Origin of the sequence: Pediococcus ethanolidurans (assembly GCF_964062635.1) — a bacterium.
GTDB lineage: Bacteria > Bacillota > Bacilli > Lactobacillales > Lactobacillaceae > Pediococcus > Pediococcus ethanolidurans.
On sequence record NZ_OZ061250.1, the window covers coordinates 1,676,382 to 1,700,876 of the forward strand.

22 protein-coding genes are annotated in these 24,495 nt (G+C 37.0%); 20 read left to right on the forward strand and 2 right to left on the reverse strand.

Annotation, left to right across the window (positions count from 1 at the left end; translation table 11 throughout):
- Positions 1 to 5: 5 nt before the first annotated feature.
- From grpE to AB3219_RS08355, 13 genes are all read left to right on the forward strand, one after another.
- Positions 6 to 602 (forward strand): nucleotide exchange factor GrpE, encoded by a 597-nt coding sequence (gene grpE / locus AB3219_RS08295; protein ID WP_260365391.1) that lies wholly within the window; start codon positions 6 to 8, stop codon positions 600 to 602.
- A 25-nt stretch (positions 603 to 627) separates the two neighbouring features.
- Entirely contained in the window at positions 628 to 2,490 is a 1,863-nt protein-coding gene (gene dnaK, locus AB3219_RS08300) for a molecular chaperone DnaK (protein WP_216754088.1), read from the forward strand.
- Between the two features lie 107 nt (positions 2,491 to 2,597).
- Positions 2,598 to 3,740 carry a molecular chaperone DnaJ gene (gene dnaJ / locus AB3219_RS08305; protein WP_057806136.1) on the forward strand — a complete coding sequence of 381 codons (1,143 nt, stop codon included), beginning with the start codon at positions 2,598 to 2,600 and terminating at the stop codon, positions 3,738 to 3,740.
- A gap of 185 nt (positions 3,741 to 3,925) precedes the next feature.
- The gene (lepA, locus tag AB3219_RS08310; protein ID WP_057806173.1) at positions 3,926 to 5,764 is read left to right on the forward strand and encodes a translation elongation factor 4; all 1,839 of its coding nucleotides are present in this window, start codon (positions 3,926 to 3,928) and stop codon (positions 5,762 to 5,764) included.
- 169 nt (positions 5,765 to 5,933) lie between these two features.
- Positions 5,934 to 6,266 carry a hypothetical protein gene (locus AB3219_RS08315; RefSeq protein ID WP_177159939.1) on the forward strand — a complete coding sequence of 111 codons (333 nt, stop codon included), beginning with the start codon at positions 5,934 to 5,936 and terminating at the stop codon, positions 6,264 to 6,266.
- A 235-nt stretch (positions 6,267 to 6,501) separates the two neighbouring features.
- Positions 6,502 to 7,818 (forward strand): uracil-xanthine permease family protein, encoded by a 1,317-nt coding sequence (locus AB3219_RS08320; protein ID WP_367369399.1) that lies wholly within the window; start codon positions 6,502 to 6,504, stop codon positions 7,816 to 7,818.
- A 132-nt stretch (positions 7,819 to 7,950) separates the two neighbouring features.
- Positions 7,951 to 8,589: a DNA-3-methyladenine glycosylase gene (locus tag AB3219_RS08325; RefSeq protein ID WP_216753994.1), complete on the forward strand. Its 639-nt coding sequence runs from the start codon at positions 7,951 to 7,953 to the stop codon at positions 8,587 to 8,589.
- Positions 8,590 to 8,610: 21 nt separating this feature from the next.
- Positions 8,611 to 9,573, forward strand: coding sequence for a 50S ribosomal protein L11 methyltransferase (gene prmA / locus AB3219_RS08330; protein ID WP_216753993.1), 963 nt, complete (start codon positions 8,611 to 8,613; stop codon positions 9,571 to 9,573).
- A 24-nt stretch (positions 9,574 to 9,597) separates the two neighbouring features.
- Positions 9,598 to 10,341, forward strand: coding sequence for a 16S rRNA (uracil(1498)-N(3))-methyltransferase (locus AB3219_RS08335; RefSeq protein ID WP_216753992.1), 744 nt, complete (start codon positions 9,598 to 9,600; stop codon positions 10,339 to 10,341).
- Positions 10,342 to 10,384: 43 nt separating this feature from the next.
- Positions 10,385 to 10,711: a hypothetical protein gene (locus tag AB3219_RS08340; protein ID WP_216753991.1), complete on the forward strand. Its 327-nt coding sequence runs from the start codon at positions 10,385 to 10,387 to the stop codon at positions 10,709 to 10,711.
- A gap of 37 nt (positions 10,712 to 10,748) precedes the next feature.
- Positions 10,749 to 12,983 (forward strand): bifunctional (p)ppGpp synthetase/guanosine-3',5'-bis(diphosphate) 3'-pyrophosphohydrolase, encoded by a 2,235-nt coding sequence (locus AB3219_RS08345; RefSeq protein ID WP_216753990.1) that lies wholly within the window; start codon positions 10,749 to 10,751, stop codon positions 12,981 to 12,983.
- A gap of 96 nt (positions 12,984 to 13,079) precedes the next feature.
- Positions 13,080 to 13,526, forward strand: coding sequence for a D-aminoacyl-tRNA deacylase (dtd, locus tag AB3219_RS08350; protein WP_216762711.1), 447 nt, complete (start codon positions 13,080 to 13,082; stop codon positions 13,524 to 13,526).
- Between the two features lie 17 nt (positions 13,527 to 13,543).
- A complete protein-coding gene (locus AB3219_RS08355) occupies positions 13,544 to 14,167 on the forward strand; it encodes an HAD-IA family hydrolase (protein WP_260365393.1) in 624 nt (207 codons plus the stop codon).
- Positions 14,168 to 14,317: 150 nt separating this feature from the next.
- Here the strand turns inward: AB3219_RS08355 and AB3219_RS08360 are convergent, their stop codons facing one another.
- Positions 14,318 to 15,178 carry an N-acetylmuramoyl-L-alanine amidase gene (locus AB3219_RS08360; RefSeq protein WP_216762708.1) on the reverse strand — a complete coding sequence of 287 codons (861 nt, stop codon included), beginning with the start codon at positions 15,176 to 15,178 and terminating at the stop codon, positions 14,318 to 14,320.
- A 370-nt stretch (positions 15,179 to 15,548) separates the two neighbouring features.
- On the opposite strand from AB3219_RS08360, the gene hisS reads away from it, so the two are divergent.
- The 7 genes from hisS (at position 15,549) to AB3219_RS08395 (ending at position 23,515) form a co-directional block, all read left to right on the forward strand.
- The gene (gene hisS / locus AB3219_RS08365) at positions 15,549 to 16,841 is read left to right on the forward strand and encodes a histidine--tRNA ligase (protein ID WP_216762707.1); all 1,293 of its coding nucleotides are present in this window, start codon (positions 15,549 to 15,551) and stop codon (positions 16,839 to 16,841) included.
- A 15-nt stretch (positions 16,842 to 16,856) separates the two neighbouring features.
- Positions 16,857 to 18,647, forward strand: a complete 1,791-nt coding sequence (gene aspS / locus AB3219_RS08370; protein ID WP_057806111.1) for an aspartate--tRNA ligase — start codon at positions 16,857 to 16,859, stop codon at positions 18,645 to 18,647.
- Between the two features lie 147 nt (positions 18,648 to 18,794).
- Positions 18,795 to 19,325, forward strand: a complete 531-nt coding sequence (msrA, locus tag AB3219_RS08375) for a peptide-methionine (S)-S-oxide reductase MsrA (protein WP_216753997.1) — start codon at positions 18,795 to 18,797, stop codon at positions 19,323 to 19,325.
- Between the two features lie 9 nt (positions 19,326 to 19,334).
- Positions 19,335 to 20,213: a YitT family protein gene (locus tag AB3219_RS08380; protein ID WP_057806107.1), complete on the forward strand. Its 879-nt coding sequence runs from the start codon at positions 19,335 to 19,337 to the stop codon at positions 20,211 to 20,213.
- Between the two features lie 17 nt (positions 20,214 to 20,230).
- Positions 20,231 to 21,382, forward strand: a complete 1,152-nt coding sequence (locus tag AB3219_RS08385) for a CDP-glycerol glycerophosphotransferase family protein (protein WP_216762706.1) — start codon at positions 20,231 to 20,233, stop codon at positions 21,380 to 21,382.
- Complete coding sequence (locus AB3219_RS08390; protein ID WP_216753985.1) at positions 21,383 to 22,582, forward strand: CDP-glycerol glycerophosphotransferase family protein; 1,200 nt, start codon at positions 21,383 to 21,385, stop codon at positions 22,580 to 22,582.
- Between the two features lie 12 nt (positions 22,583 to 22,594).
- Positions 22,595 to 23,515, forward strand: coding sequence for a deoxyribonuclease IV (locus AB3219_RS08395; protein ID WP_216753984.1), 921 nt, complete (start codon positions 22,595 to 22,597; stop codon positions 23,513 to 23,515).
- A gap of 68 nt (positions 23,516 to 23,583) precedes the next feature.
- On the opposite strand, the gene AB3219_RS08400 is transcribed toward AB3219_RS08395, so the two are convergent.
- Positions 23,584 to 24,396, reverse strand: a complete 813-nt coding sequence (locus tag AB3219_RS08400; RefSeq protein ID WP_057806099.1) for a pyruvate, water dikinase regulatory protein — start codon at positions 24,394 to 24,396, stop codon at positions 23,584 to 23,586.
- Positions 24,397 to 24,495: the final 99 nt, after the last annotated feature.

Genomic DNA, 24,495 nt, shown 5'->3' on the forward strand with positions numbered 1-24,495 from the left:
AGACAGTGTCAGAAGATAAAAAAGCTAAAGCAGTTGATCAAACAACTGAGATGCAACCCAAAAAAGCTAAAGATAAACATGCAACAACAGCAAAAGTCGAAAAGAAATTAAAGAAACATTTGAAGTCCTCTGCAGAAGTTGAAACATTAAAGGCACAAGTTACTGATTTAAATGGCAAGGTTGATGCTATCACTGATCAATATATTCGAGCTAAGGCTGAGATTGCGAATATTCAAAAACGTAATGAAAAAGAACAAGCTAATTTGGTAAAGTACGATGGTCAAAATTTGGCAAAAGATATTTTACCGGTTATTGATAATCTTGAACGCGCTTTGGCAATTGAAGTAACTGATGAAAATGGTAAACAACTTAAAAAGGGTATTCAAATGGTTTTTGATCATATGAGCAAGGCTTTAAAAGATAATCATGTGACTGAGATTGAAGCAGTTGGCAAACCGTTTGATCCGCACATTCATCAGGCGGTTCAGACAGTTGCTGTCAAAGATGGTGAAAAGGCCGATCAGGTTGTGAGTGTCTTGCAAAAAGGATACATGTTAAAAGATCGGGTTTTACGCCCAGCAATGGTTGCTGTATCACAATAAAAATAAAAAGAGGGATTAATTTAAAATGGCAAGTAATAAAATTATTGGTATTGATTTAGGAACAACAAACTCTGCGGTTGCGGTCCTTGAAGGCGACAAACCAAAGATTATTACAAATCCAGAAGGTAGTCGAACAACACCTTCAGTGGTTTCATTTAAAAATGGCGAAACACAAGTTGGTGAAGTTGCCAAACGACAGGCAATTACAAATCCAGATACGATCGTTTCTATCAAACGTCACATTGGTGAAAAAGATTATACGGTTAGTGCTGGTGGTAAATCATATACACCACAAGAAATTTCAGCGATGATCTTGGAATATTTGAAACACTATGCTGAAGATTATCTTGGTGATACTGTGGAAAAGGCAGTTATCACAGTACCTGCTTACTTTGATGACTCTCAACGTCAAGCAACAAAAGATGCTGGTAAAATTGCTGGCTTGGATGTTGAACGAATCATTAATGAACCAACTGCATCAGCTTTAGCATACGGTCTTGATAAACAGGATAAAGATGAAAAAGTCTTAGTTTATGACCTTGGTGGTGGTACTTTTGACGTTTCGATCCTTGAATTAGGGGATGGCGTTTTCCAAGTACTTTCTACTAATGGTGATACGCACCTTGGTGGTGATGACTTTGATCAAAAGATCATTGACTGGTTAGTTGATGACTTTAAGAAAGAAAATGGTGTTGACCTTTCTAAAGACAAGATGGCTTTACAACGTTTGAAGGATGCTGCTGAAAAAGCAAAGAAGGATCTTTCTGGTGTTAGCGAAGCTCAAATTAGTTTGCCATTTATTTCTGCCGGAGCAAATGGTCCTTTACATTTGGAAAAGACTTTGACTCGCGCACAATTTGATCAAATGACTTCTGACTTAGTTGCGCGTACTAAGACTCCTGTAGACAACGCTCTACGTGATGCTAATCTTTCTGCAAGTGATTTAGATGAAATTATCCTTAATGGTGGTTCAACCCGAATTCCAGCCGTTCAAGAAGCAGTTAAAAATTGGACAGGTAAGGAACCAAATCACTCAATCAACCCAGATGAAGCGGTCGCTTTAGGTGCTGCTGTACAAGGCGGTGTTTTAACAGGTGATGTAAAGGATGTTGTCTTACTTGATGTCACACCTCTTTCATTAGGTATTGAAACTATGGGTGGTGTATTTACTAAGTTGATTGATCGTAATACCACAATTCCAACTAGCAAATCACAAGTATTCTCAACGGCTGCAGACAGTCAACCAGCTGTAGACATTCATGTTTTACAAGGTGAACGTCCAATGGCTGCTGATGACAAAACACTTGGAAGATTCCAATTAACGGATATTCCACCGGCACCACGTGGTGTACCTCAAATCGAAGTAAAATTTGATATTGATAAAAATGGTATCGTAAATGTTTCGGCTACCGATAAGGGTACTGGCAAGAATCAGAAGATTACCATCAAGAGTTCATCGGGTCTTTCTGATGAAGAAATTGATCGTATGATGAAAGAAGCCAAGGAAAACGAGGCTGCTGATGAAAAACGTAAAGAAGAAGTCGATCTTAAGAATGAAGTCGAACAATTAATCTTTACAACTGATAAGACTTTGAAAGAGATGGATGGTAAAGTATCTAAAGAAGAAATTCAAAAGGCTAAAGACGCCGAAGATGCTTTGAAGAAAGCTCAAAAAGATAACAATATTGAAGATATGAAGACCAAGAAGGATGACTTGAATAAGATTGTTCAGGACCTTTCGGTAAAACTATATCAACAAGCACAACAACAGGAAAAAGCTAAGGGTGATCAAAAGGATGGTTCAACTTCATCTGATAAGAAAGATGACAAGGGAACTGTTGATGGTGACTTTGAAGAAGTAGATCCTGACAAAGACAAAAAGAAGTAATATAATTACTTGATTGTTAATAAAAAGTCAAAGTCATATGGACTTTGGCTTTTTATTACATTTAGTCTATGATATTCTAAGTTTATCGATAAAAATGGAGGTTCATAATGGCGGAGAATAAAGATTACTATGAAATCCTAGGAGTATCCAAAGATGCATCTGCCGATGAAATAAAAAAGGCATATCGTAAGTTATCAAAAAAGTACCATCCAGATTTAAATAAAGCTCCTGGTGCGGAGCAAAAATTTAAAGATGTAAATGAAGCTTATGAAGTTTTAAGTGATGATCAAAAACGTGCACGTTATGATCAATATGGTTCTGCTGATGCTAATGCCGGTTTTGGTGGCGGCAACGGTGGCTTTAATTCTGCCGATTTTGGTGGTTTTGGCGGTGGTAATGGCGGTTTTGACGACATCTTTAGTCAGTTCTTTGGCGGTGGCGGTCGAACTCGCAGTGCGCAACCTAATCAACCGCAACAAGGCGAAGATCTTCAATACCAAATGGATCTTACTTTTGAAGAGGGCGTATTTGGTAAGAAGACGACCATTAAATACAATCGTGAAGCACTTTGTAAGACCTGTGATGGTTCTGGAGCAAAACCTGGAACCTCACCTGTTACGTGTGCCAAATGTCATGGGGCTGGTTATATTCAGGTTACTCAGAATACACCACTTGGCCGCATGGTTTCACAACAAGTTTGTGATGTTTGTCATGGTACTGGTAAAGAAATCAAAGAGAAGTGCCCAACTTGTCAAGGTACTGGCCATGTCAATGAACGTCATGAAGTCAAAGTGACGGTTCCTGCTGGTGTTGAAGATGGACAACAAATGCGACTTCAAGGTCAAGGTGAAGCCGGAACTAATCGCGGTGGATATGGAGATTTGTTTATTATCTTCCGGGTTGCCCCCAGCAAGGTCTTTAAACGTGATGGTGCTGAAATTTATTTAGATCAACATATTAGTTTTGTACAAGCGGCATTAGGTGATGAAATTCAAGTTAAAACAGTTCACGGTGACGTTAAAATGAAAGTACCAGCTGGCACCCAAACGGGAACTACATTCCGGTTACGTGGAAAAGGTGCACCTCGCTTAAGAGGAAATGGAACGGGTGATCAACAAGTTACAGTAATTGTTGAAACACCGAAGAATATGAATACCGCGCAAAGAGAAGCTATGAAGGCATTTGCTAAAGCAGGTGGCGAAAAAGTTTCAGGTACTGGTAAGAACGGTTTTTTTGATAAATTTAAATGATGGGTATTAAACACGAATTAAATGGTGGACTTTCAACAAGCAGCTTGTTTTTCATGTTGAAATCTTTAAACATTTAATTACGTGTTTTTTATTTTTGTAAATTAGTATGCAAATGAAATAATTGAGATTGGCCTCAAACGTTGCTATAATAGGATGAATGAAGTTACATGAAAGTGAGATTTAAAATGCCTGAATACAAAGATTTAAAAGATCGTCAGCAACATATTCGAAATTTCTCAATTGTTGCCCATATTGATCATGGGAAATCCACTCTGGCAGACAGAATCTTAGAGTTAACCGATACAGTTGCCAAACGTGATATGCAAGATCAACTGCTTGATTCAATGGACCTAGAACGTGAACGTGGAATTACAATCAAATTAAATGCCGTAGAATTGCATTATAAGGCAAAAAATGGTGAAACATATATTTTTCATTTAATCGATACACCCGGACATGTTGATTTTTCCTACGAGGTTTCACGTAGTTTGGCGGCTTGTGAAGGGGCAATTCTCGTTGTTGATGCAGCGCAAGGTGTGGAAGCACAAACATTGGCGAACGTTTATTTAGCCTTGGACGACGACTTAGAGATTGTGCCAGTAATTAATAAAATTGACTTACCTTCTGCTGATCCTGAACGAGTCCGCACTGAAATTGAAGATGTGATTGGTTTAGATGCATCTGATGCGGTCCTTGCTAGTGCAAAAAAAGGAATTGGTATTGCAGAACTTTTGGAACAAATTGTTGCTAAGGTTCCAGCCCCTGAGGGTGACTTAAAAGCGCCTTTGAAAGCTTTAATTTTTGATTCAAAATACGATGATTATCGTGGAGTTGTCTTAAGCATCCGTCTGTTTGAGGGGATGGTTAAACCAGGTGATCACATCCGTTTAATGAATAGTGGTAGTGAATACGAAGTCAATGAAGTGGGCGTCAATTCACCTAAGCCAATTAAACGTGATTATTTAATGGCTGGGGATGTTGGCTATTTAACGGCAAGTATCAAAGACATTAAAGATACTCGTGTTGGTGATACGGTTACTGATGTTAAACAACCTGCTAAAGAAGCTTTGCATGGTTACCGAGAAATGAACCCAATGGTATATGCTGGTTTATACCCAACCGATAATGCAAAATTTAATGATTTAAGGGAAGCCCTTGAGAAACTGCAATTAAATGATGCCGCTCTAGAGTTTGAGCCAGAATCTTCGCAAGCCTTAGGATTTGGATTTAGATGTGGTTTCTTGGGCCTCTTGCACATGGATGTGGTTCAGGAACGATTGGAACGAGAGTTTAATTTGGACTTAATTACAACCGCACCTTCCGTAACGTATCACGTGGATTTAACTGATGGAAGTGAAATGGTTGTTGAAAATCCTTCTGAAATGCCAGATTCGGCCACTATTAAAGATGTTAAAGAACCGTTCGTTAAAGCTTCTATCATGGTTCCTAATGACTACGTAGGGGCTGTCATGGAATTATGCCAACATCGACGAGGTGTGTTTGATACAATGGATTATTTGGACACGTATCGCGTAAATGTTGTTTATTATTTACCTTTGTCGGAGATCATTTTTGATTTCTTTGACAAATTGAAGTCTAGTACACATGGCTACGCATCACTAGATTATGAATTGGAAGATTATCGACCAAGTGACTTAGTGAAAATTGATATTCTTTTAAACAGTAAAAAAGTAGATGCCTTAAGTTTTATTGCACATCGGGATTTTGCCCAACAACGAGCCATTGAAATTACAAGTCGCTTAAAGAAGATTATTCCACGGCAAAACTTTGAAATACCAATTCAAGCTGCAATTGGGGTTAAAATTATTTCTCGAACCAATATTAAAGCCTATCGAAAAGATGTAACTTCAAAAATTCATACCGGAGATCCTGATCGACGAGCAAAACTTTTGGATAAGCAAAAACGAGGAAAGAAACGAATGAAAGCAGTTGGAACAGTTGAAATTCCGCAAGAGGCATTCATGGCTGTTTTGAAGACTGATACCGAACAAAATGAGAAATAATTAATCGAATTGTTTTAAATATTTATTGAATGGTTGCTTCTTATTATTTTCAACGGGTAGCAAATAAGTTGGTCAAATTAGTTTACTTTTTTCAGGGAATAGCTTAATATAATGATTAACTAGAAACGAAATCGAGATGCTTTAAGCAAATTTTTTGGGGGTGTTATTTATTTTAAAGCGAACGAAACAGTTCATGAACTCCAATAAATATAAATATGAAAAACGTTATATCAGACCTTTAATGACTCCTGAGAGTGTTTATGTTTTTAAGTTTGGGAAAGAAGATCTAAATAATCGTTTGATTATTAAATATTCTCATACTTGGACGGGACGAATTAAAATTAACGAAATTGATCTGCGTTTGCATAAGCAACAGCATCCACGAATTTTCAAACGTGAATCAGATCTGATAAAATATTTAAAACAGCATGTCAATCAGAAAACAAGAAGTCAGTTAAAGGATACTGATGTAAATGCTGACGACAAAATTAAAACCAGATAGTAATAAACGAATGACAGGTTAAATCCAGATCGTTCGTTTTTTTGATTCAAAAAATTTTAATGCAAATTTGGTTGACGTTTAAACATATTAAGTGTATCTTAACGTTAATGAAACCTTTAAAGATGTCCTGTGAGACTTCAAAGGTAGTCTAGAATAAATAAAGTCTAACTATTATTCTGAACCCCTTTGAGCCACTCGACTCGAAGGGGCTTTTAATATATTAGGAGGATTTTAGATGGCGAAAACAAATAATTTTCACAATGACGATGTTGTTTTAGATATTCATGATCGTCCAACATTGGGACACTGGATTGGCTTGTCGATTCAGCATATGTTTGCTATGTTTGGTTCAACGGTTCTTGTGCCTATCTTAGTTGGTTTGAATCCCGGAATTGCGCTTTTTAGTTCTGGTGTTGGAACCCTAATATACATACTTATTACCCAAGGAAAAATCCCTGCATATATGGGCTCCAGCTTTTCTTTCATTGTACCGATGGTTGCCTTAATGAAGACAACCGGCTATCCAGGAATTGCCCAAGGAACTGTTGCAGTTGGCTTGGTTTACTTAACTGTTGCTTTAATTGTGAGTTTTGTTGGTTCTGAGTGGATCAATAAAATTTTGCCTCCAATTGTTGTGGGCCCGATTGTAATGGTTATTGGGTTGTCCTTAGCAGGAACCGCAGCCACTGATGCAACAATGCGAACCCTTGCTTCTGGTTCAACGACTTATGACTGGCGATACTTTGCGGTAGCGATGATTACGTTGCTCGTTACGATTGGTTTTAATATGTATCTGAAAGGATTTATTAGCCTAATTCCGATTCTCTTAGGTATTGTAGTTGGCTATCTTGTAGCGGTTTTGTTTGGAATTGTTAATTTTAGCGGAGTTATGGCTGCTTCTTGGTTCTCACTTCCTAAGTTTCAAGTGCCATTTTTAACTTATCATTTTCATTTTTACTGGGGAGCCGTTTTAAGCTTAGCTCCAATTGCCTTTGTAACCATGACTGAACATACTGGTCATATTATGGTTTTAAACAAATTAACTAAACGTAATTTCTTTGAGGATCCAGGATTAAATCATACTTTAGCAGGTGACGGGACGGCATCCATTATTGCGGGTCTGGTTGGTGGACCTCCAGTAACAAGCTACGGTGAAAATATTGGTGTTTTGGCAATTACAAAAGTTCACAGTGTTTATGTTTTGGCTGGTGCCGGTGTTTTCACAATTATCTTTAGTTTTATTGGTAAACTAAGTGCATTAATTCAAAGCATTCCTTCACCTGTCATCGGTGGAATCAGTTTTCTTCTGTTTGGCACGATTGCATCTAATGGATTGAGAGTTTTGATTGATGAAAAAGTAGATTTCAACATTAAACGAAATCTTATGATTGCCTCTGCCATTTTAGTTATTGGAATTGGAAATGCTTATCTACAACTTGGACAGTATCAATTTTCCGGATTGGCCGTTGCAACGGTCCTAGGAATTATTTTAAATTTAGTTTTACCACAAAAAGCAGTGAGTGAAAGAGAATTTGAAAAACGAAAAAAATAAATTTATCATTTTAATAATTGAAAAAAAGAGTTTAGTTCTCAACGCGAACTAAATTCTTTTTTTGCTTTCCTTGCAGACAAAGCTGTAAAATACAAGTAATGTAAATAATGTTACGTAGATTGGTGAGTTTGTATGCAAACAACTTTTAATGAAGTTCAAAAATTTTTACTAAGTGGAACGACTGCAGAAATTGCACAAAAATTATTAGGAAAAAGACTTTGTTTTCAAACAAAAACAGGAGTAATGACTGCCTTTATTGTGGAAGCAGAGGCCTACATTGGACCTAAGGATCAGGCAGCTCACGCATTTCAAGGGCATCGCACTCCTAAAAATGAACCCTTGTATCATGAAGCGGGAACAATTTATATTTATCAAATGCGTACGCAGCTACTTTTGAACCTAATTACTCAAAAAGAAAATGATCCGCAGGGAGTTTTAATTCGGGCAATACAGCCTGAAAAGGGGTTAACGCAATTTCAAAAAAATCGAGAGGTACATCAGCTGTTTGAACTGACTAATGGACCCGGTAAATTAATGCAAGCGTTTGGTATTCCTAAAATTTTGAAAGGCAGTCGTTTGAATGAAGGACCATTGAGTTTGGATCTACAAAATTTTAAAATACCTGCAGTTATCAAAGAGAGTGGTCGAATCGGTGTGCCAAATAAGGGAATTTGGACAAATGAACCATTACGTTACTTTGTTGCAGGTAATCCTTATGTTTCAAGAATGCGTAAACGTGATATTGATTCTAAAAATTATGGCTGGCAATAAGGAGCTAAGAGGGGTTTACAAATGAAATGGACAGAAATAAGTGTACAAACATCAAATGAAGCAGTTGAAGCCGTTAGTAACATTTTGGAGACGGCTGGTTCTAAGGGCGTTAAAATAGAAGATGCTGAAGATTTCAAAAAATTACGGGCTGGTAAGTTCGGAGAAATTTTAGATTTGGCTGATATTCCCCACGTTGAAAGTGGTGCGGCAGTAACCGGATATTATCCAGACTCGGTAGATGTGGAAAAGTTAATTCCTAAAATCAAACAACAGGTAGAAGGACTTACGGAATTTAATTTGAATCCCGCTCCGGCAAAAGTCCTCCAAAAACCATTGGAAGAAACAGAGTGGCAAACAGCCTGGAAAAAATATTACCATCCAGTGAGAATAACACGCTATTTGACTGTTGTTCCTGATTGGGAAACGTATCAAAAAACGGCTGATGAAGAAAAGGTATTAAAGCTAGACCCAGGAATGGCATTTGGAACAGGAACTCATCCAACAACAAAGTTATGCTTACAGGCCTTAGAAATGTATATACGTGGTGGTGAGGAACTTATTGATGTTGGAACTGGTTCTGGTGTCTTAAGTATTGCGGCCAGTAAAATGGGAGTTGCAAACATTAAGGCTTTTGATTTGGATCAGGTAGCCGTTGATTCTGCTCTGGAAAATTTAAAATTAAATCCAGATGTTAAAAATATTGAGATCAAACCAAACAATTTACTGAAAGGTATTCAAGCACAGGCAGATATTATAGTGGCAAATATCCTGGCAGAAATTATTGAGCCTCTTGTGCCACAAGCTAAAGCATGTTTGAAACCAGGTGGTATTTTCATTACTTCTGGTATTATCAAAGAGAAACTACCACTTATTCTTGCTGATCTTAAAAAAGCAGATTTCGAAATTGAAGAAATTTTGCAAATGAAAGATTGGCGGGCCGTTGTTGCCAAAAAATCAACAGAATTAACATCGACTAAAAATTAAATCTGCCAAATGGGAGTGGATTATATGCAGCGTTATTTTACTGAACAACCAATTCAAAACCAAGTTTTGTTTTCGGTGACCGGTGATAATTTTCATCATTTAATAAAAGTTATGCGTGCAAAAGTTAATGATCAGGCGGAATTTGTTGCAAGTACTCATCAAGTTTATGTGGGTAAAATTCAAGAGGTTGGAGAACAGTCAGCTAGCATACTTCCAATTTTACAACTTGAAAAAACTGCTGAACTTCCAATAGAAGTGACAATTGCTTGTGGAATAGCTAAGGGCGATAAAAGTGAATATATTGTTCAAAAGGGAACTGAACTTGGCGCACGCCATTTTATATTCTTGCCAACTGAATTTTCTGTGGCTAGATGGCCAGCCAAAAAAGTGACGCGAAAAATTGAACGTCTTCAAAAAGTTGCCAAATCGGCGGCAGAACAATCACATCGAAATTATATTCCAACAGTAACCTATTATGAGAGTTTACAGACGCTAGAAAAATGGCCAGGAATGTTCAAAATCGTGGCTTATGAAGAATCGGCCAAACAAGGTGAGCATACTCAATTGCAAAAGCAAATTACGCAAATGAAAACTGGAAATACGATGTTAGCGTTATTTGGTCCCGAAGGCGGTTTAGCTGTCAGTGAAATTAAAAGCTTAACTGAAGCTAACTTCACTAGTGTTGGATTAGGGCCTCGAATTTTGCGTGCTGAAACGGCACCATTATATTTACTATCCGCTATTTCCGTTTTAAAAGAAATGCGGTAGAATTAAGCAATAAACTTTGAGAGTCAGTAGTGGAGGGATAAATTTGAATAAATCATTGAAATTTTTTGTCCAAATAAAATGGCGGTATTGGGTTGCTGGAATAGTATTAGGTGTCTTACTTCCGTTTGTTTTACATATTACAAGTGCTTCACATGTTTTTATTGATTTATGGTTTTTAATGATCATTAACACGCTGGCTGCTATAATTCTAGGTTCTTTGATTAAGGCTAACCGTGCGCATTGGGCGCTTTTATGGTTGTTCCCCATCTTCTTTTTACTGGGGGTTTACCTGTTTTTACCAAAATACGCTTATTATTTTGTGATTGTTTATTTAACCACCAGCTATATTGCTTATGGGTTAACAAGTTAAATTTAGTTTATCTTAAAAATTAAAAGGAGGCTTTTTTATGTCACAAGAGCCAGTTCTTTCTGCTCAAGATGTTTTAAATATGTGTCGAAAATATATGAATGCCGATCACGTGGCAATTGTCCAGAAAGCTTGTGATTTTGCCACCTATGTTCACCAGGACCAATATCGTCAATCAGGTGAGGCATACATTATGCATCCCATTCAAGTTGCGGGAATCCTAGCGGAACTTAAAATGGATCCGGCAACAATTTGTGCTGGTTTTCTACATGATACTGTTGAGGATACCCTAATTACATTAGGAGACATTGAGGAGCTTTTTGGCCATGATGTTGCCGTGATTGTCGATGGCGTTTCTAAAATTAGTAAAATTCGTTATAAATCTAATCAAGAACAGTTGGCAGAGAACCATCGTAAATTACTGCTGGCAATGTCCAAGGATATTCGGGTAATCATCGTAAAACTTGCCGATCGCCTGCATAATATGCGTACGTTGGAACATTTACGTCCAGATAAGCAACGGCGTATTGCCAACGAAACACTTGAAATCTATGCACCACTTGCTGATCGTTTAGGAATTAGTACCATTAAATGGGAACTAGAAGACATCTCGTTACGTTATTTAAATCCGCAACAGTATTATCGAATTGCACATTTAATGAATTCTAGACGAGATCAACGTGAAGAATACATTGCTTTGGCCATCAAAGATATTAAAGATGCATTGGATGCTTTAAAAGTTCATGAAACTGATATTTACGGTCGTCCCAAACATATTTATTCCATTTATCGAAAAATGGTGGATCAACATAAACAGTTTAGTCAAATTTATGATTTGTTGGCTATTCGAGTAATTACCACTTCAATCAAGGATTGTTATGCTGTTTTAGGGGCCATTCACACACGATGGAAGCCAATGCCTGGTCGTTTTAAAGACTACATTGCAATGCCTAAGGCTAACATGTATCAATCTCTCCATACTACTGTGGTAGGTCCAGAAGGCAAACCGCTAGAGGTACAAATTCGGACTGAAGAAATGCATCGGGTGGCTGAATATGGTGTTGCCGCACATTGGGCATATAAAGAGGGTAAAACCGACAAAGTTCAAACTAGTGACACTGGAAAGAAATTAAATTGGTTTAAAGAAATCGTCGAATTACAGAATGAAAGTAAAGATGCCGCTGATTTTATAGATTCTGTAAAGGGAGATCTTTTTGGTGATCGCGTTTATGCATTCACACCAAAGGGAGACGTTTTTGAACTTGCTAAGGGCTCCGGACCGCTTGATATGGCTTATACAATTCATACTGAAGTTGGTAATCATACAACTGGTGCTAAAGTAAATGGTAAAATTGTACCGTTGGACTACAAAATTAAAAATGGTGATATTGTAGATATCTTGACTTCTTCAAGTTCGGCGGGTCCAAGTCGGGATTGGATTAACTTAGTTTCAACCCGGCGTGCTCGTAATAAGATCAAACAATTCTTTCGCCAACAGGACCGTTCTGAAAATATTGAAAAAGGGCACGAAGTTATTGAACACCAATTGAAACAGTCTGGTTTTGATCCGTTAACTATTCTTGAGACTGATAAATTGGAAAAAGTTGCGAACAAGTTACACTATAGTTCGATTGATGACATGTATGCAGCTGTTGGATTTGGTGATCTTGCCCCAGTAGGTGTCGCTAACCGTCTGACAGATGATGTCCGTGCCAAACAAGAAGAGGATCGCAAACGACAAGAGGAACATGAACTTCTTGAAGAACACCAAACGATCTCAAATGAAAATGATTCAGAAAAGGAACGAAAAAAGAAGAGTTCTTCAAGTGGCATTATTATTGAGGGAGCTGACAATCTTTTAGTCCGATTGAGTCATTGCTGTAATCCGGTTCCAGGAGATCCAATTGTCGGTTACATTACAAAGGGACGTGGTGTTTCGGTTCATCGTGAAGATTGTCCGAATGTGACCCATGCTGAGGATCAAGATGAGCGTTTGATTGGTGTTGAATGGGAAGATCCCACTGATACGCACAACAATTATGCAGCGGATCTTGAGGTTGAAGGCTATAATCGTAATGGCATGTTAAATGACATCTTAAAAAAGGTCAATAATACGACACGTTACTTAAATTCAGTTAACGGAAAAGTTGATCATAATCGAATGGTAACCATTAGTTTGACGGTAGGTGTTCGAAATTTGGAACATTTAAATCATATTATGGATAATTTAAAAACTGTTAAAGATGTCTACGTGGTCAAACGGCCAACACATTAAGTTTATCATTGGCTTCAAAATTTAACTTTGATCTTAATTTTGTTGATTGAAGTGTAAATTTTGAAGCTTTTATTTTAATTTAGGAAGGTATAAGAAATGAAAGTAGTTTTACAACGCGTTCGTCATGCCCAAGTAGCAATTGAAGATCAAGTCGTTGGAAAAATCGGTGTAGGCTATTTATTATTAGTTGGTATTGAAAATACAGATACAACACAGCAAATAGATTATTTAGTTCACAAAATAGTTAATTTGCGTGTATTTGAAGATGAAAATCAAAAAATGAACTTGAACTTAAAACAAGTAAACGGCAGTATTTTATCAGTCTCACAATTTACACTTTATGCGGATACCAAGCATGGTAATCGTCCCAGCTTTACCAAAGCAGGAAATCCTGACCATGCTGAAAAATGTTATACACTTTTCAATCAAAAGTTACAAGCAGCTGGTATTGCAGTTGAAACCGGTAAATTTGGGGCAGATATGCAAGTTGATCTGCAAAATGATGGACCAGTTACGATTATTTTTGATACGGATCAGGCTTAAAGATAGGAGTTTGTATTATGGATTTATTTTGGGATTTTGATGGTACATTATTTGATACGTACCCAATTATGGTCAAAAGCTTTGAACAGGCATTGCAATTAAATGGTGTTCGAAGTTCAAAAGCAACTGGACTTTATCGCGCTATGCGGCAGGGTTCGCTTGGAAAAACGCTCGAAAAATATGCGTCAGAAAACCAATTAGACTTACAAGGCTTAAAAAAAGACTATTCAAATTACGAAAGTCAGCTTCTTGACCAAGCGAAGCCATTTGTAGGAGCTCTTGCTGCTTGTCACGAAAATATTTCTAAACATGGCCGTAATTTTTTATTAACGCACCGAGATGATCAAGCTAAAAAATTATTAAAAGTGCATGGTTTTGAGCATTTATTCACGGGCTTTATTACGGGTTCTGATCATTTTGCACGTAAACCAGATCCGGCTTCATTGAATTATTTACTGCAAAAATATAAAGTTGATAAAAAAAACGCCATCATGATTGGAGATCGTAATCTCGACATTTTGGCGGCTCACAATGCAGGAATCAAAGGATTTCTCTTTGATCCTGACAATACAATTTCGGTAACTAGTTTCCCCGAAAAACAGATAAAGTCATTAAACGAACTATCCCTGTTATTTAAATAAAAATTAAAAATATCAAAATAACTTCAATAATTGATGTTGAACGACTTAGACTCCAAAAAATAGTTTAACTGCCGTCCTATGGCATACTTGGGCTGGAGACGGCATTTAAATCTAATTTTGTTACCATGAGTATTTTTGTGTTTTCAATCTTTAATTAAGAAACTGTGATAACGCAGTTGTGACTGCAGAAGCTACTTGTTTTCGATACTGATAACTACTAATTTGTTTAAAGTCCTTAGCAGTGTTGATATAGCCACCTTCAATTAATAAAGAGGGTTGGGTATTATCACGAATAACCTCGAAATCGCCAAACTGAACACCACGATTATTTAAATTAACTTTTGCTTTCAGTTGACTATTAACTAATTCAGCTAATTTTAAAGAAGTTTTTTTGTGATAATAATAAGTTGTATCTCCGGAACCAGAGTTATTTTCTGGTGCAGAATCGTAATGAAAACTGATAAACGCATCCGCTTTATGCTTATTGGACAAGGATGCACGTGCAGCCAAACCAACGTATTCATCATTTGAGCGTGTCATTATTACACGAGCACCCTTTGCTTCTAATGATTTTTGAACAAGTTTGGCAGTTTTTAAAGTGTACGTTTTCTCTTCATGTTTTTGATTAATACCTAGGGCACCAGAATCGTTGCCACCATGTCCGGGATCTAAGACGATTATTGCTTCCGAAAGATTAGTTGCCGACTTAAAATTGAATTTACGATTGGTTAACCAACTTGGAATCCAGCCAAAATGATCATCATCATAACGCACACGTAGCCAACCAGCCTGCTTTTTTATAACAGTGACTCTTTTTCCTGAATTGACGGTTCCGGTCTTCGAGTATGATAAAGAAGGACCCATTCGAACCGTGACGTTATCAAGCCCAACTCGAACCGTTTTGTCAGAGAATAACGCATAGGTTAGTCCAATTGTCGCAATTAAAAAAATTGAGATAATAATTAACTGAAGCTGATTTTTCTTGATAAAATTGCGTAAATTAACGTTCATATTTTATACTCCGTATTTCAGATTCTTTTAATTATTATATACCAGATGGTCATTAAAATGGGATAATTATCTTAGAACCCTTGACAGGACAGAGATAGTTTAGTAATTTTAATGGTAGTTTAATATTAAAACCAGAGACAAAGAAATAGTAGGCAGTCACCTTTTTCAGAGAGCCCAGCATTGCTGTGAGTGGGTATGGGATCTGCTAAAAGACACTTTCGAGGTGAATCTGAAATCAGATTCCGTTGTGATACGTTATCTAGATAAGTAATTTAATTAAGGTGGTACCGCGCCTGAGCGCCCTTGTAGAAAACAAGGGCGCTTTTTATTTATTTTTAAAAGTTTTGAATATCAATAGGAGGTTTTTACTATGAAATACCAACGTCCAAAAGGAACGGCTGACATTTTACCAGAAGAAGCTGTTGCATGGAGTTATATTGAAAATGTGGCAAAAAAATTATTTGCAAATTATCGTTTTAATGAAATTCGAACGCCAATGTTTGAAAACTTCGAGGTCTTTTCTCGAAGTGCAGGGGATACTTCAGATATTGTAACGAAGGAAATGTATGATTTTCATGATAAAGGGGATCGCCACATTACCCTTCGTCCAGAAGGAACTGCCGGCGTGGTTCGTGCCTTTGTTGAAAATAAACTTTATGGACCGGAACAGATTAAACCTGTGAAACTTTATTATATGGGACCGATGTTTCGTTATGAACGGCCTCAATCAGGACGTCTTCGTGAGTTTCATCAAATTGGCGTTGAAGCCTTTGGGAGTGAAAGTCCTAACTTGGATGTTGAAGTAATTTCAATGGGTATGCATTTGCTTAAAAAGCTAGGTATTCAAAATCTTAAACTAGTTATTAATTCTTTAGGGGATAAGGAAACTAGAAAGGCCTACCGAGAAGCATTAATTGCCTATCTTGAGCCACACTTTGATGATCTTAGTGATGATTCTAAGGAACGGTTACATCGTAATCCTTTACGAGTTCTTGATAGTAAGGATAAAAATGATCAAAAATTAGTAGCTAATGCGCCATCTATTTTAGATTATCTAAGTGATGATTCTAAGCAACATTTTGAAACTGTTAAACAACTTTTGGGTGATTTGAATATTCCTTATGAAGTTGAATCTTCAATGGTTCGTGGCTTGGATTATTATAATCATACAATCTTTGAAATTATGGCCCATGATAAGGTCCTAGGAGACGGTGATGTGACCGTTTGTGCTGGTGGACGTTATAATGGCCTGGTTGAAGAACTAGGCGGTCCAGAGACACCAGGAATTGGATTTGGTTTGGGTGTGGAGCGTCTCTTGTTATTAATGCAGGCACAAAATGCTGCTTTACCTAAAACAAATGATCTAGACGTTTACGTGGTGGCAATTGGTGATGAAACTAAGGCCGAAACTTTAAAAATTGTTGAAAAAGTTCGCGAATATGGATTTAGTGCTGATCAAGACTACTTAAATCGTAAACCTAAATCCCAATTTAAAACTGCTAATCGTTTGAATGCCAAAATTGTGATGACCATTGGAAATGATGAGTTAGCTAAACAAGTTGTTAACTTAAAAGTCATGGCAACTGGTGATGAGCAACAGGTGAAACTGGAAGATGTTTATAAAAACTTTCCAAAATTATTTGGTAAATTTTTAGAAAAGTAAGGGAGATAGAGAATTATGAAACGTACAACCTATGCTGGTTTAGTAAATAAACAGTATTTAAATCAAGATGTCGTTTTAAAGGGCTGGGTTCAAAAACGACGTGATTTAGGTAATCTTATTTTTATCGATTTGCGTGATCGCGAAGGAATTGTTCAATTAGTTTTCAGTAAAGAATTTTCTGAAACGGCTTTGAACGTTGCGGATGAATTACGTAGTGAATATGTCATCGAAATAAACGGAAAAGTTGTCCCCAGATCTGAAAAAGAAATTAATCCTAATATGAAGACTGGCGAAGTTGAAGTAGAGGTTCATGAAGCTAAAATTTTGAATAAGGCTAAAACACCGCCTTTCTATATTCAAGATAATATCAATGTTTCAGATGAATTACGTCTTAAGTATCGTTATCTTGATTTACGACGTCCAGAAATGCAGCGTGGCTTAATGATTCGTAATCGTATCACTCAAGCTGTTCACAGCTATTTTGATGCACAGGGATTTATTGATATTGAAACGCCCGATTTGACGAAATCAACCCCTGAAGGTGCACGAGATTATTTGGTTCCTTCTCGGCTTTATCCTGGTCATTTTTATGCTTTACCACAATCACCACAGTTGTTTAAACAATTGTTGATGGGTGCTGGTTTTGATCGCTATTATCAGATTGCTCGATGTTTCCGAGACGAAGATTTACGTGGAGACCGTCAACCAGAATTCACACAAATTGATATGGAAACTAGTTTCTTAGATGCCGAAGAGATTCAGGACTTGACAGAAGGCCTAATTGCAAAGGTTATGAAAGATACCTTAGATATTGACGTCAAATTACCATTTGATCGAATTACTTGGAATGAATCTATCGCACGTTTTGGCACAGATCAACCCGATGTTCGTTTTGGAATGGAACTAAAAGACTTATCAACCATTATGAAAGATTCTGAATTCAAAGTTTTCTCAGGCGCTATTGCTAATGGCGGTCAAGTTAAGGCAATCGCTGTTCCTGGCGGGGCTAACCTATACTCTCGAAAGGCAATTGACAACTATACCGAATATATCAAACGTTTTGGTGCAAAAGGCCTTGCCTGGTTGAAAGTTACTGACGACAGTTTTTCTGGTCCGATTGCTAAATTCTTTAAAGAAGACACTGTTCGTGATCAAATTTTAAGCGCTACTGAAGCCAAGAGCGGTGATTTATTGTTGTTTGTGGCCGACCGGAAAAAGGTTGTGGCAGATACATTGGCTTATTTACGTGTTACCATTGCCAAAGAACAAGATATGATCCCAGAAGACAAGTTTGCTTACCTTTGGGTTGTTGATTGGCCATTATTCGAATATGATGAGGGAGACGCGCGTTGGGTACCAGCACATCATCCATTCACTATGCCAAATGAAGAAGATGTTCATTATCTGATGAATGATGATGAGGATCCTCACAAAGCACATGCACAAAGCTATGATATTATCCTCAATGGTTTGGAACTTGGTGGTGGTTCGATTCGTATTCATAACCGTGAACTTCAGGGACGGATGCTCAAGGCTTTAGGATTTACCAAAGAACGAGCTGAAAAGAGTTTTGGTTATCTCTTAGATGCGCTAGATACTGGTTTTCCACCACATGGTGGTTTAGCAATTGGGCTAGATCGTTTTGCCCGTTTACTAGCAAAGCGTGATAACATTCGTGATGTTATTGCCTTTCCAAAGAACTCCAAGGCTGTAGAGCCAATGACCTCGGCACCACGACCAGTAGCAGAGAAACAACTACAAGAGTTACATTTATTTTCAGTAAATGAAAATAATGAAAATGAATAATTAACTAATTTCGATCAGCTGAGTAATGCATAATTACCGGCTGATTTTAATTTTTTGATCAAAAAATCAGAAAACAAAATGGGGTTATGATACTATATAACCTGAATGCAGCGATATAAGATTAAGTTAACGGAGATGTTGGATAAAATGAGCAAAGAAGAAACAGCAATTTTTGCAGGTGGATGTTTTTGGTGTATGGTTCAGCCTTTTGATTCTTTACCTGGAATCAAGAAGGTAGTTTCGGGTTATACCGGTGGTCATACGGTTAATCCCACCTATGAAGAAGTTAAATCACATACAACTGGACACACAGAAGCAGTAAAAATCACTTTTGATCCAGAAGTTATGTCTTATAAACAACTAGTTCAAATTTACTGGCAACAAACTGATCCAACCGATGCAATGGGACAATTTCAAGACCGTGGTGACAATTATCGACCAGTTATTTTTGTGAACAGTCCGGAGCAACGTCAAATTGCTGAACAATCACGCAAAGCACTGGCAATTAGTGAACAGTTTGATAAACCAATTGTGACCAAAATTGAGGACGTGGCACCTTTCTATCCCGCTGAAGATTATCACCAGGATTTCTATCAAAAAAATCCCGACGTCTTTGCACAACAAGAAGCTGGGGGACGAGAAGCATTTATCAAAACTCACTGGGAAAAGGAGAATTAATTACTTTTCATGGATAAACAGTTTAAAAAAATTGCTAAACGTCATCAATATACAGCGCTGGCTGGAACCGCCTTTATTTATGCGATTTTAGTTTCAATTGCGATGAATTTTTTCTGGACGCCAGGTAAAATTTACGCCTCAGGAATTACTGGTTTTGCCCAGTTGATTTCCACACTAAGTGATCATTATTTACCATTTGGATTATCAACCGCGTTAATGCTCTTTGTTTTAAATGTACCTTTGTTTTTCTTAGCATGGGCACAAATTGGCCATCGTTTTACCTTGTTTACAATTTTGTCCGTTGGTTTAGCTAGTATTATGATCAAAGTCCTTCACCCCATGACATTAACCACGGATCCAATCATTTGCGCAATTTTTGGTGGGGCAGTGAATGGATATGGAACTGGTTTGGCCTTAAAAAACGGGCTGTCAACCGGTGGACTAGATATTTTGGGAATGGTTTTACGAAAACGAACCGGAAAAAGCATTGGAACCATTAATATGGTCTTTAACGCCTTTATCGTTTGTGCTGCCGGTTATGTGTATGGCTGGCCATATGCGTTTTATTCCGCAATTGGTTTAATTGTAAATGCCAAAATTATGGATATGACGTATACCAGACAACAAAAAATGCAGGTGATGATTGTGACTGATCGTCCCAAGAGCGTAATTGATAGTGTTCAAAACCATATTCGCCGTGGAATTACAATTGTCCACGGTGCAGAAGGTGCCTATAATCATCATCAAAAAACCATTTTGTTTACCATTATTTCGCGCTACGAGATGAGTGATTTGGAGATGGCAATGAAAGAGTCTGATCCAAAGGCTTTTGTAAGTATCTCTGGAAGTGTCACAATCCTTGGGCACTTTTATGAACCGTCACTTTAAATCAAGGAGCAATCGAAATGAAGACTATTTATATGTTTCTCGTTCGACTTTGGTCTTCGATATTTGCAGGGCAAAGAAAAACGCAAATAACCTATCTTATGAGTTTTGGTAATAATAATGAGTTTGTCATAAAATTAGCTCAGCGAGTTGCGCCTTTAAAACTCACGATCTTTTATCAAACTAAAATTGAAAAAGATGCAAAAGAGTTAAGCGAGTTAGAAAATGCTCAGCTGATAAAATTTGATAATGGTTTTTCACTATTTTTAAAGATCATTCCCACGTTAATGCGCAGTAAATTGATTTTAATCGATAATTATTTTCCATTTATGGGTGCTATTGTGAAAACAAAACAGATGCGCGTGACTCAGCTTTGGCATGCAAACGGTGCAATTAAGGAATTTGGGTTTAGTGATCCTTCAACAAGTCAACGTAGTTTATCAGCTCAATCGCGCTTTCAGAAGGTGTATGATGCAACGGATGATATTGTCGTTGGTTCACAAAAGATGGCTAGTATTTTTCGAATAAATTATCGACTTGATGGTCACCAAATGAGAACTTTAGGTTATCCAAGATCAGATAAATTTAAAAATAATGAGTGGATGGCTCAGGTAAGAACGCAATTTTTTAAAAGCTATCCCAAATTGAAGGATAAGCGTTTAATCTTGTATGCGCCAACATATCGAAAAGATGTTCAGTTCTCATTTGCACCAAATTTTGAGAACTTGAAGTTACCTCAAAATGCAGTTTTAATTTTAAGATTGCATCCACATTTACAAGATTTGGAAAAATACTGGGAACAAAAAGCGTCCTTCATTACTTCAATTGATCCGAAAATCTCAACAGATGAACTCCTTACTGTGGCGGATACACTTATTACAGACTACTCATCAATTTTGTTTGATTATACGTTGCTTGATAATGCACGTCATATTGGTTTATTTACTTTTGATCAAAATAAGTTCAAAAAAACAGTTGGCTTACAAAATGATTTTTCCGACGAGTTTCATGCAATTATTATTTCAACTGTGCCGCAGCTGTCTGATTTTTTAGTTAATCCAAAAGATCAAACAAATATCATTAAAGAAATTAATAATAACTGGAATGAATTTAATGATGGTAAGGCAACTGATCGGACGATAAACTTTTTAATGAAACGGAGTGAAATTTAAATGACTCATAAGTTTGGCCAATTCATTAAAATTTTTGTTCGCTATTTCTTGATTTTGATTAATGAATGCCTTATCCGTTTACCGATTAGATCCCATTTAATTATTTTTGAAAGTTTTAACGGTCGCGATATCAGTGATAATCCCGCAGCCATATATCATGAATTGGTTTTAACACATCCTGAATACACAACTTCCTTATTTTTTGGTGTGAAGGGAAGTCAATTTGCAAAAGTGAAAAAAGCCAATCCAGAGATTCAATTGCTTAAGCGTTGGTCAATAAAATGGATTTGGGTTGTGGCAAGGGCTGAGTACTGGGTTTTCAATTCTCGGATGCCATTATGGTGGCACAAAAACCGCGGTACCCAATATATACAGACCTGGCACGGAACACCACTTAAAAAATTAGGAATTGACATCGATAATGTAGAAATCCCGGGAACAACTACAGAAGAATATCACAAGAAGTTTATAAAAGAAGCGGCAAGATGGGATTATTTAATTGCTCCTAATGCTTATTCAGAAGAGATTTTTAAACGAGCATTTGGGTTTAAAAATAAGTTTATTCGTTCTGGGTACCCACGTAATGATGTTTTATATTCACAAAACAACTCACGCACCATTCATGATTTAAAACGCACTCTGCTGGGACGAGATGCCACGCAAGTAATTTTATATGCACCTACATGGCGAGATGATGATTTCATTTATAAAGGACGATATCGATTTAATTTGCCATTTGATTTAAAAACCTTTTTCTCAGTTGTTTCTCCAGACACGATTCTGATCATTAGACCCCATTATTTGGTTAAGGATCATATTGATATTCGCGGCTTTGAAAAACGCGTCAAAATTCTTGCTGATACCGATATCAATCAACTTTACCTAATTAGTGATTTACTTATAACGGATTACTCATCAGTGATGTTTGATTTTGCAAATCTACGACGACCAATGTTATTTTTCCCTTATGATTTAACCCATTACGCAACTGAATTACGTGGATTCTATTTTAATTATCTGGAAGAATGTCCTGGACCGATTGTAACTAAACAAACAGAATTCTATCAACAACTCAAAATCTTTGAGCAGGCGGGAGCTTTTTCAAATTTTGACAATCGATTTGATCGTTTTCAAGAAAAATTTACGAGTTGGGAAAATGGTACAGCAGCTAATCAAATTGTGAAAATCATTGCAAATTAGGAGGAGATAAACATGTTATTAGGTTCGCACGTAAGTATGAAAGCACCTAAAATGTTTTTAGGTTCCGTTGAGACCGCCATTTCGTATAAAGCTAATACTTTTATGATTTATACCGGGGCACCACAAAATACACGCCGAAAACCAATTGACGAGTTACGAATTCCAGAAGGAAAACAGCTTATGGCTGAAAACTCACTTGATAATTTGATTATTCATGCACCTTATATTGTCAATTTAGGGAATACGTTGAAGCCAGAAAGCTTTCAATTTGGCATTAATTTCTTAAGGGATGAAATTAAACGTGCTGACGCTCTGGGGGCTAGTCAAATTGTCCTGCATCCAGGAGCACATGTGGGCGCAGGATCCGAAGCTGCCATTGATCAAATTGTAAAGGGTTTAAATAAAATTTTATCCGCAGATCAACACGTCCAAATTGCCATCGAAACAATGGCCGGTAAGGGGACAGAAGTTGGTAAGAATTTTACTGAAATTGCTGCCATTATAAAAGGAATTCAATTACAGGACAAAATTTCCGTTTGTTTTGATACTTGTCACACTAACGATGCGGGCTATAATGTTCGCGATCACTTTGATGACGTCCTAAATGAATTTGATCAAAAAATTGGATTATCTTATTTAAAGGTAATCCATTTGAATGATTCTAAAAATCCGCGTGGAAGTCATAAAGATCGTCATGCTGATCTTGGACTAGGTACAATTGGATTTGAAGCACTTAATAAAATTGCTCACTATGATCAATTAAAAGATGTTCCGAAAATTATGGAAACTCCTTGGATTGCCGATCCTGAGAATATTAAGAAAAAATATGCACCTTACGGCTATGAAATTGCCATGTTAAATGCCCAGAAATTCAATCCTAGGTTAGTTTCTGACGTCCTTGAACAAAATGCCTTTGATGCTTTCCTAAAGTAAAATACAGTGACATAAAAAAAGCCTGAGAAAGTAAATTTTCTCAGACTTATTTTTGTTTTAGTCCATTTTTATTCTTTGCTTACGTCCACATCAAGACTTTCCATGATTAGAGTGGCTGTCTCTTCAATAGATTTGTTTGAGGTTTTAATCACTAAGCATCCCAAACGTTTGAAAATTTTATCGGCATAATCTAATTCTAATTTGATGCCTTCTGTATTTGAATAGGATGAATCTGGATTCAAACCATATGCAATCATTCGTTGTCGACGAATATCATTCAAAACTTCTGGTGTTGTCGTTAAACCAAAAATTTTTTTGGGATCTACTTTCCAAATTTCTTCTGGAATTGAAGCTTGCGGTACAAGCGGGAGATTAGCCACTTTAAAACCTTTATTAGCTAAGTATAATGAAAGTGGAGTTTTTGAAGTTCTTGAGACACCAAGAAGAACAATATCCGCCTTTAAAAAACCAGTCGGATCTTTGCCATCGTCATAAGTAACAGCAAATTCCATGGCCGCAATTTTATCAAAGTAGCCCTCATCTAAGTTATGAACCGTGCCAGGTTTATTGGCAGCTTCTTGACCGGTTTGTTGTTTAAACAGAGAAATCGCAGGAGTTAAAACATCATAATACAGAATTTTTGCTTGTTCACATTGCTCTTTAGCAAATTTATTTAACTCTGGATTAACAAATGTTGAGAAGACCACTGCTTTTTGTCGTTGTGCACGTTTCAGGATACCATCTAATAAAGATGTTGTCTGTGTAAACGGATAACGATCAAATTCAAACTTTTCATTAGGAAATTGTGCAGAAGCGGCTTTGGCAACAGAATTCGCAGTTTCACCAACTGAATCAGAAATTATAAATACTTTTGTTGACATAATCAATCACCCTCATCCTTTTAGGTTAAGTCTACCATACGGAGACGTGAATGAAAACGGTTTTATGATTTTTCAAATGAATTTGAATAAACCTGAATT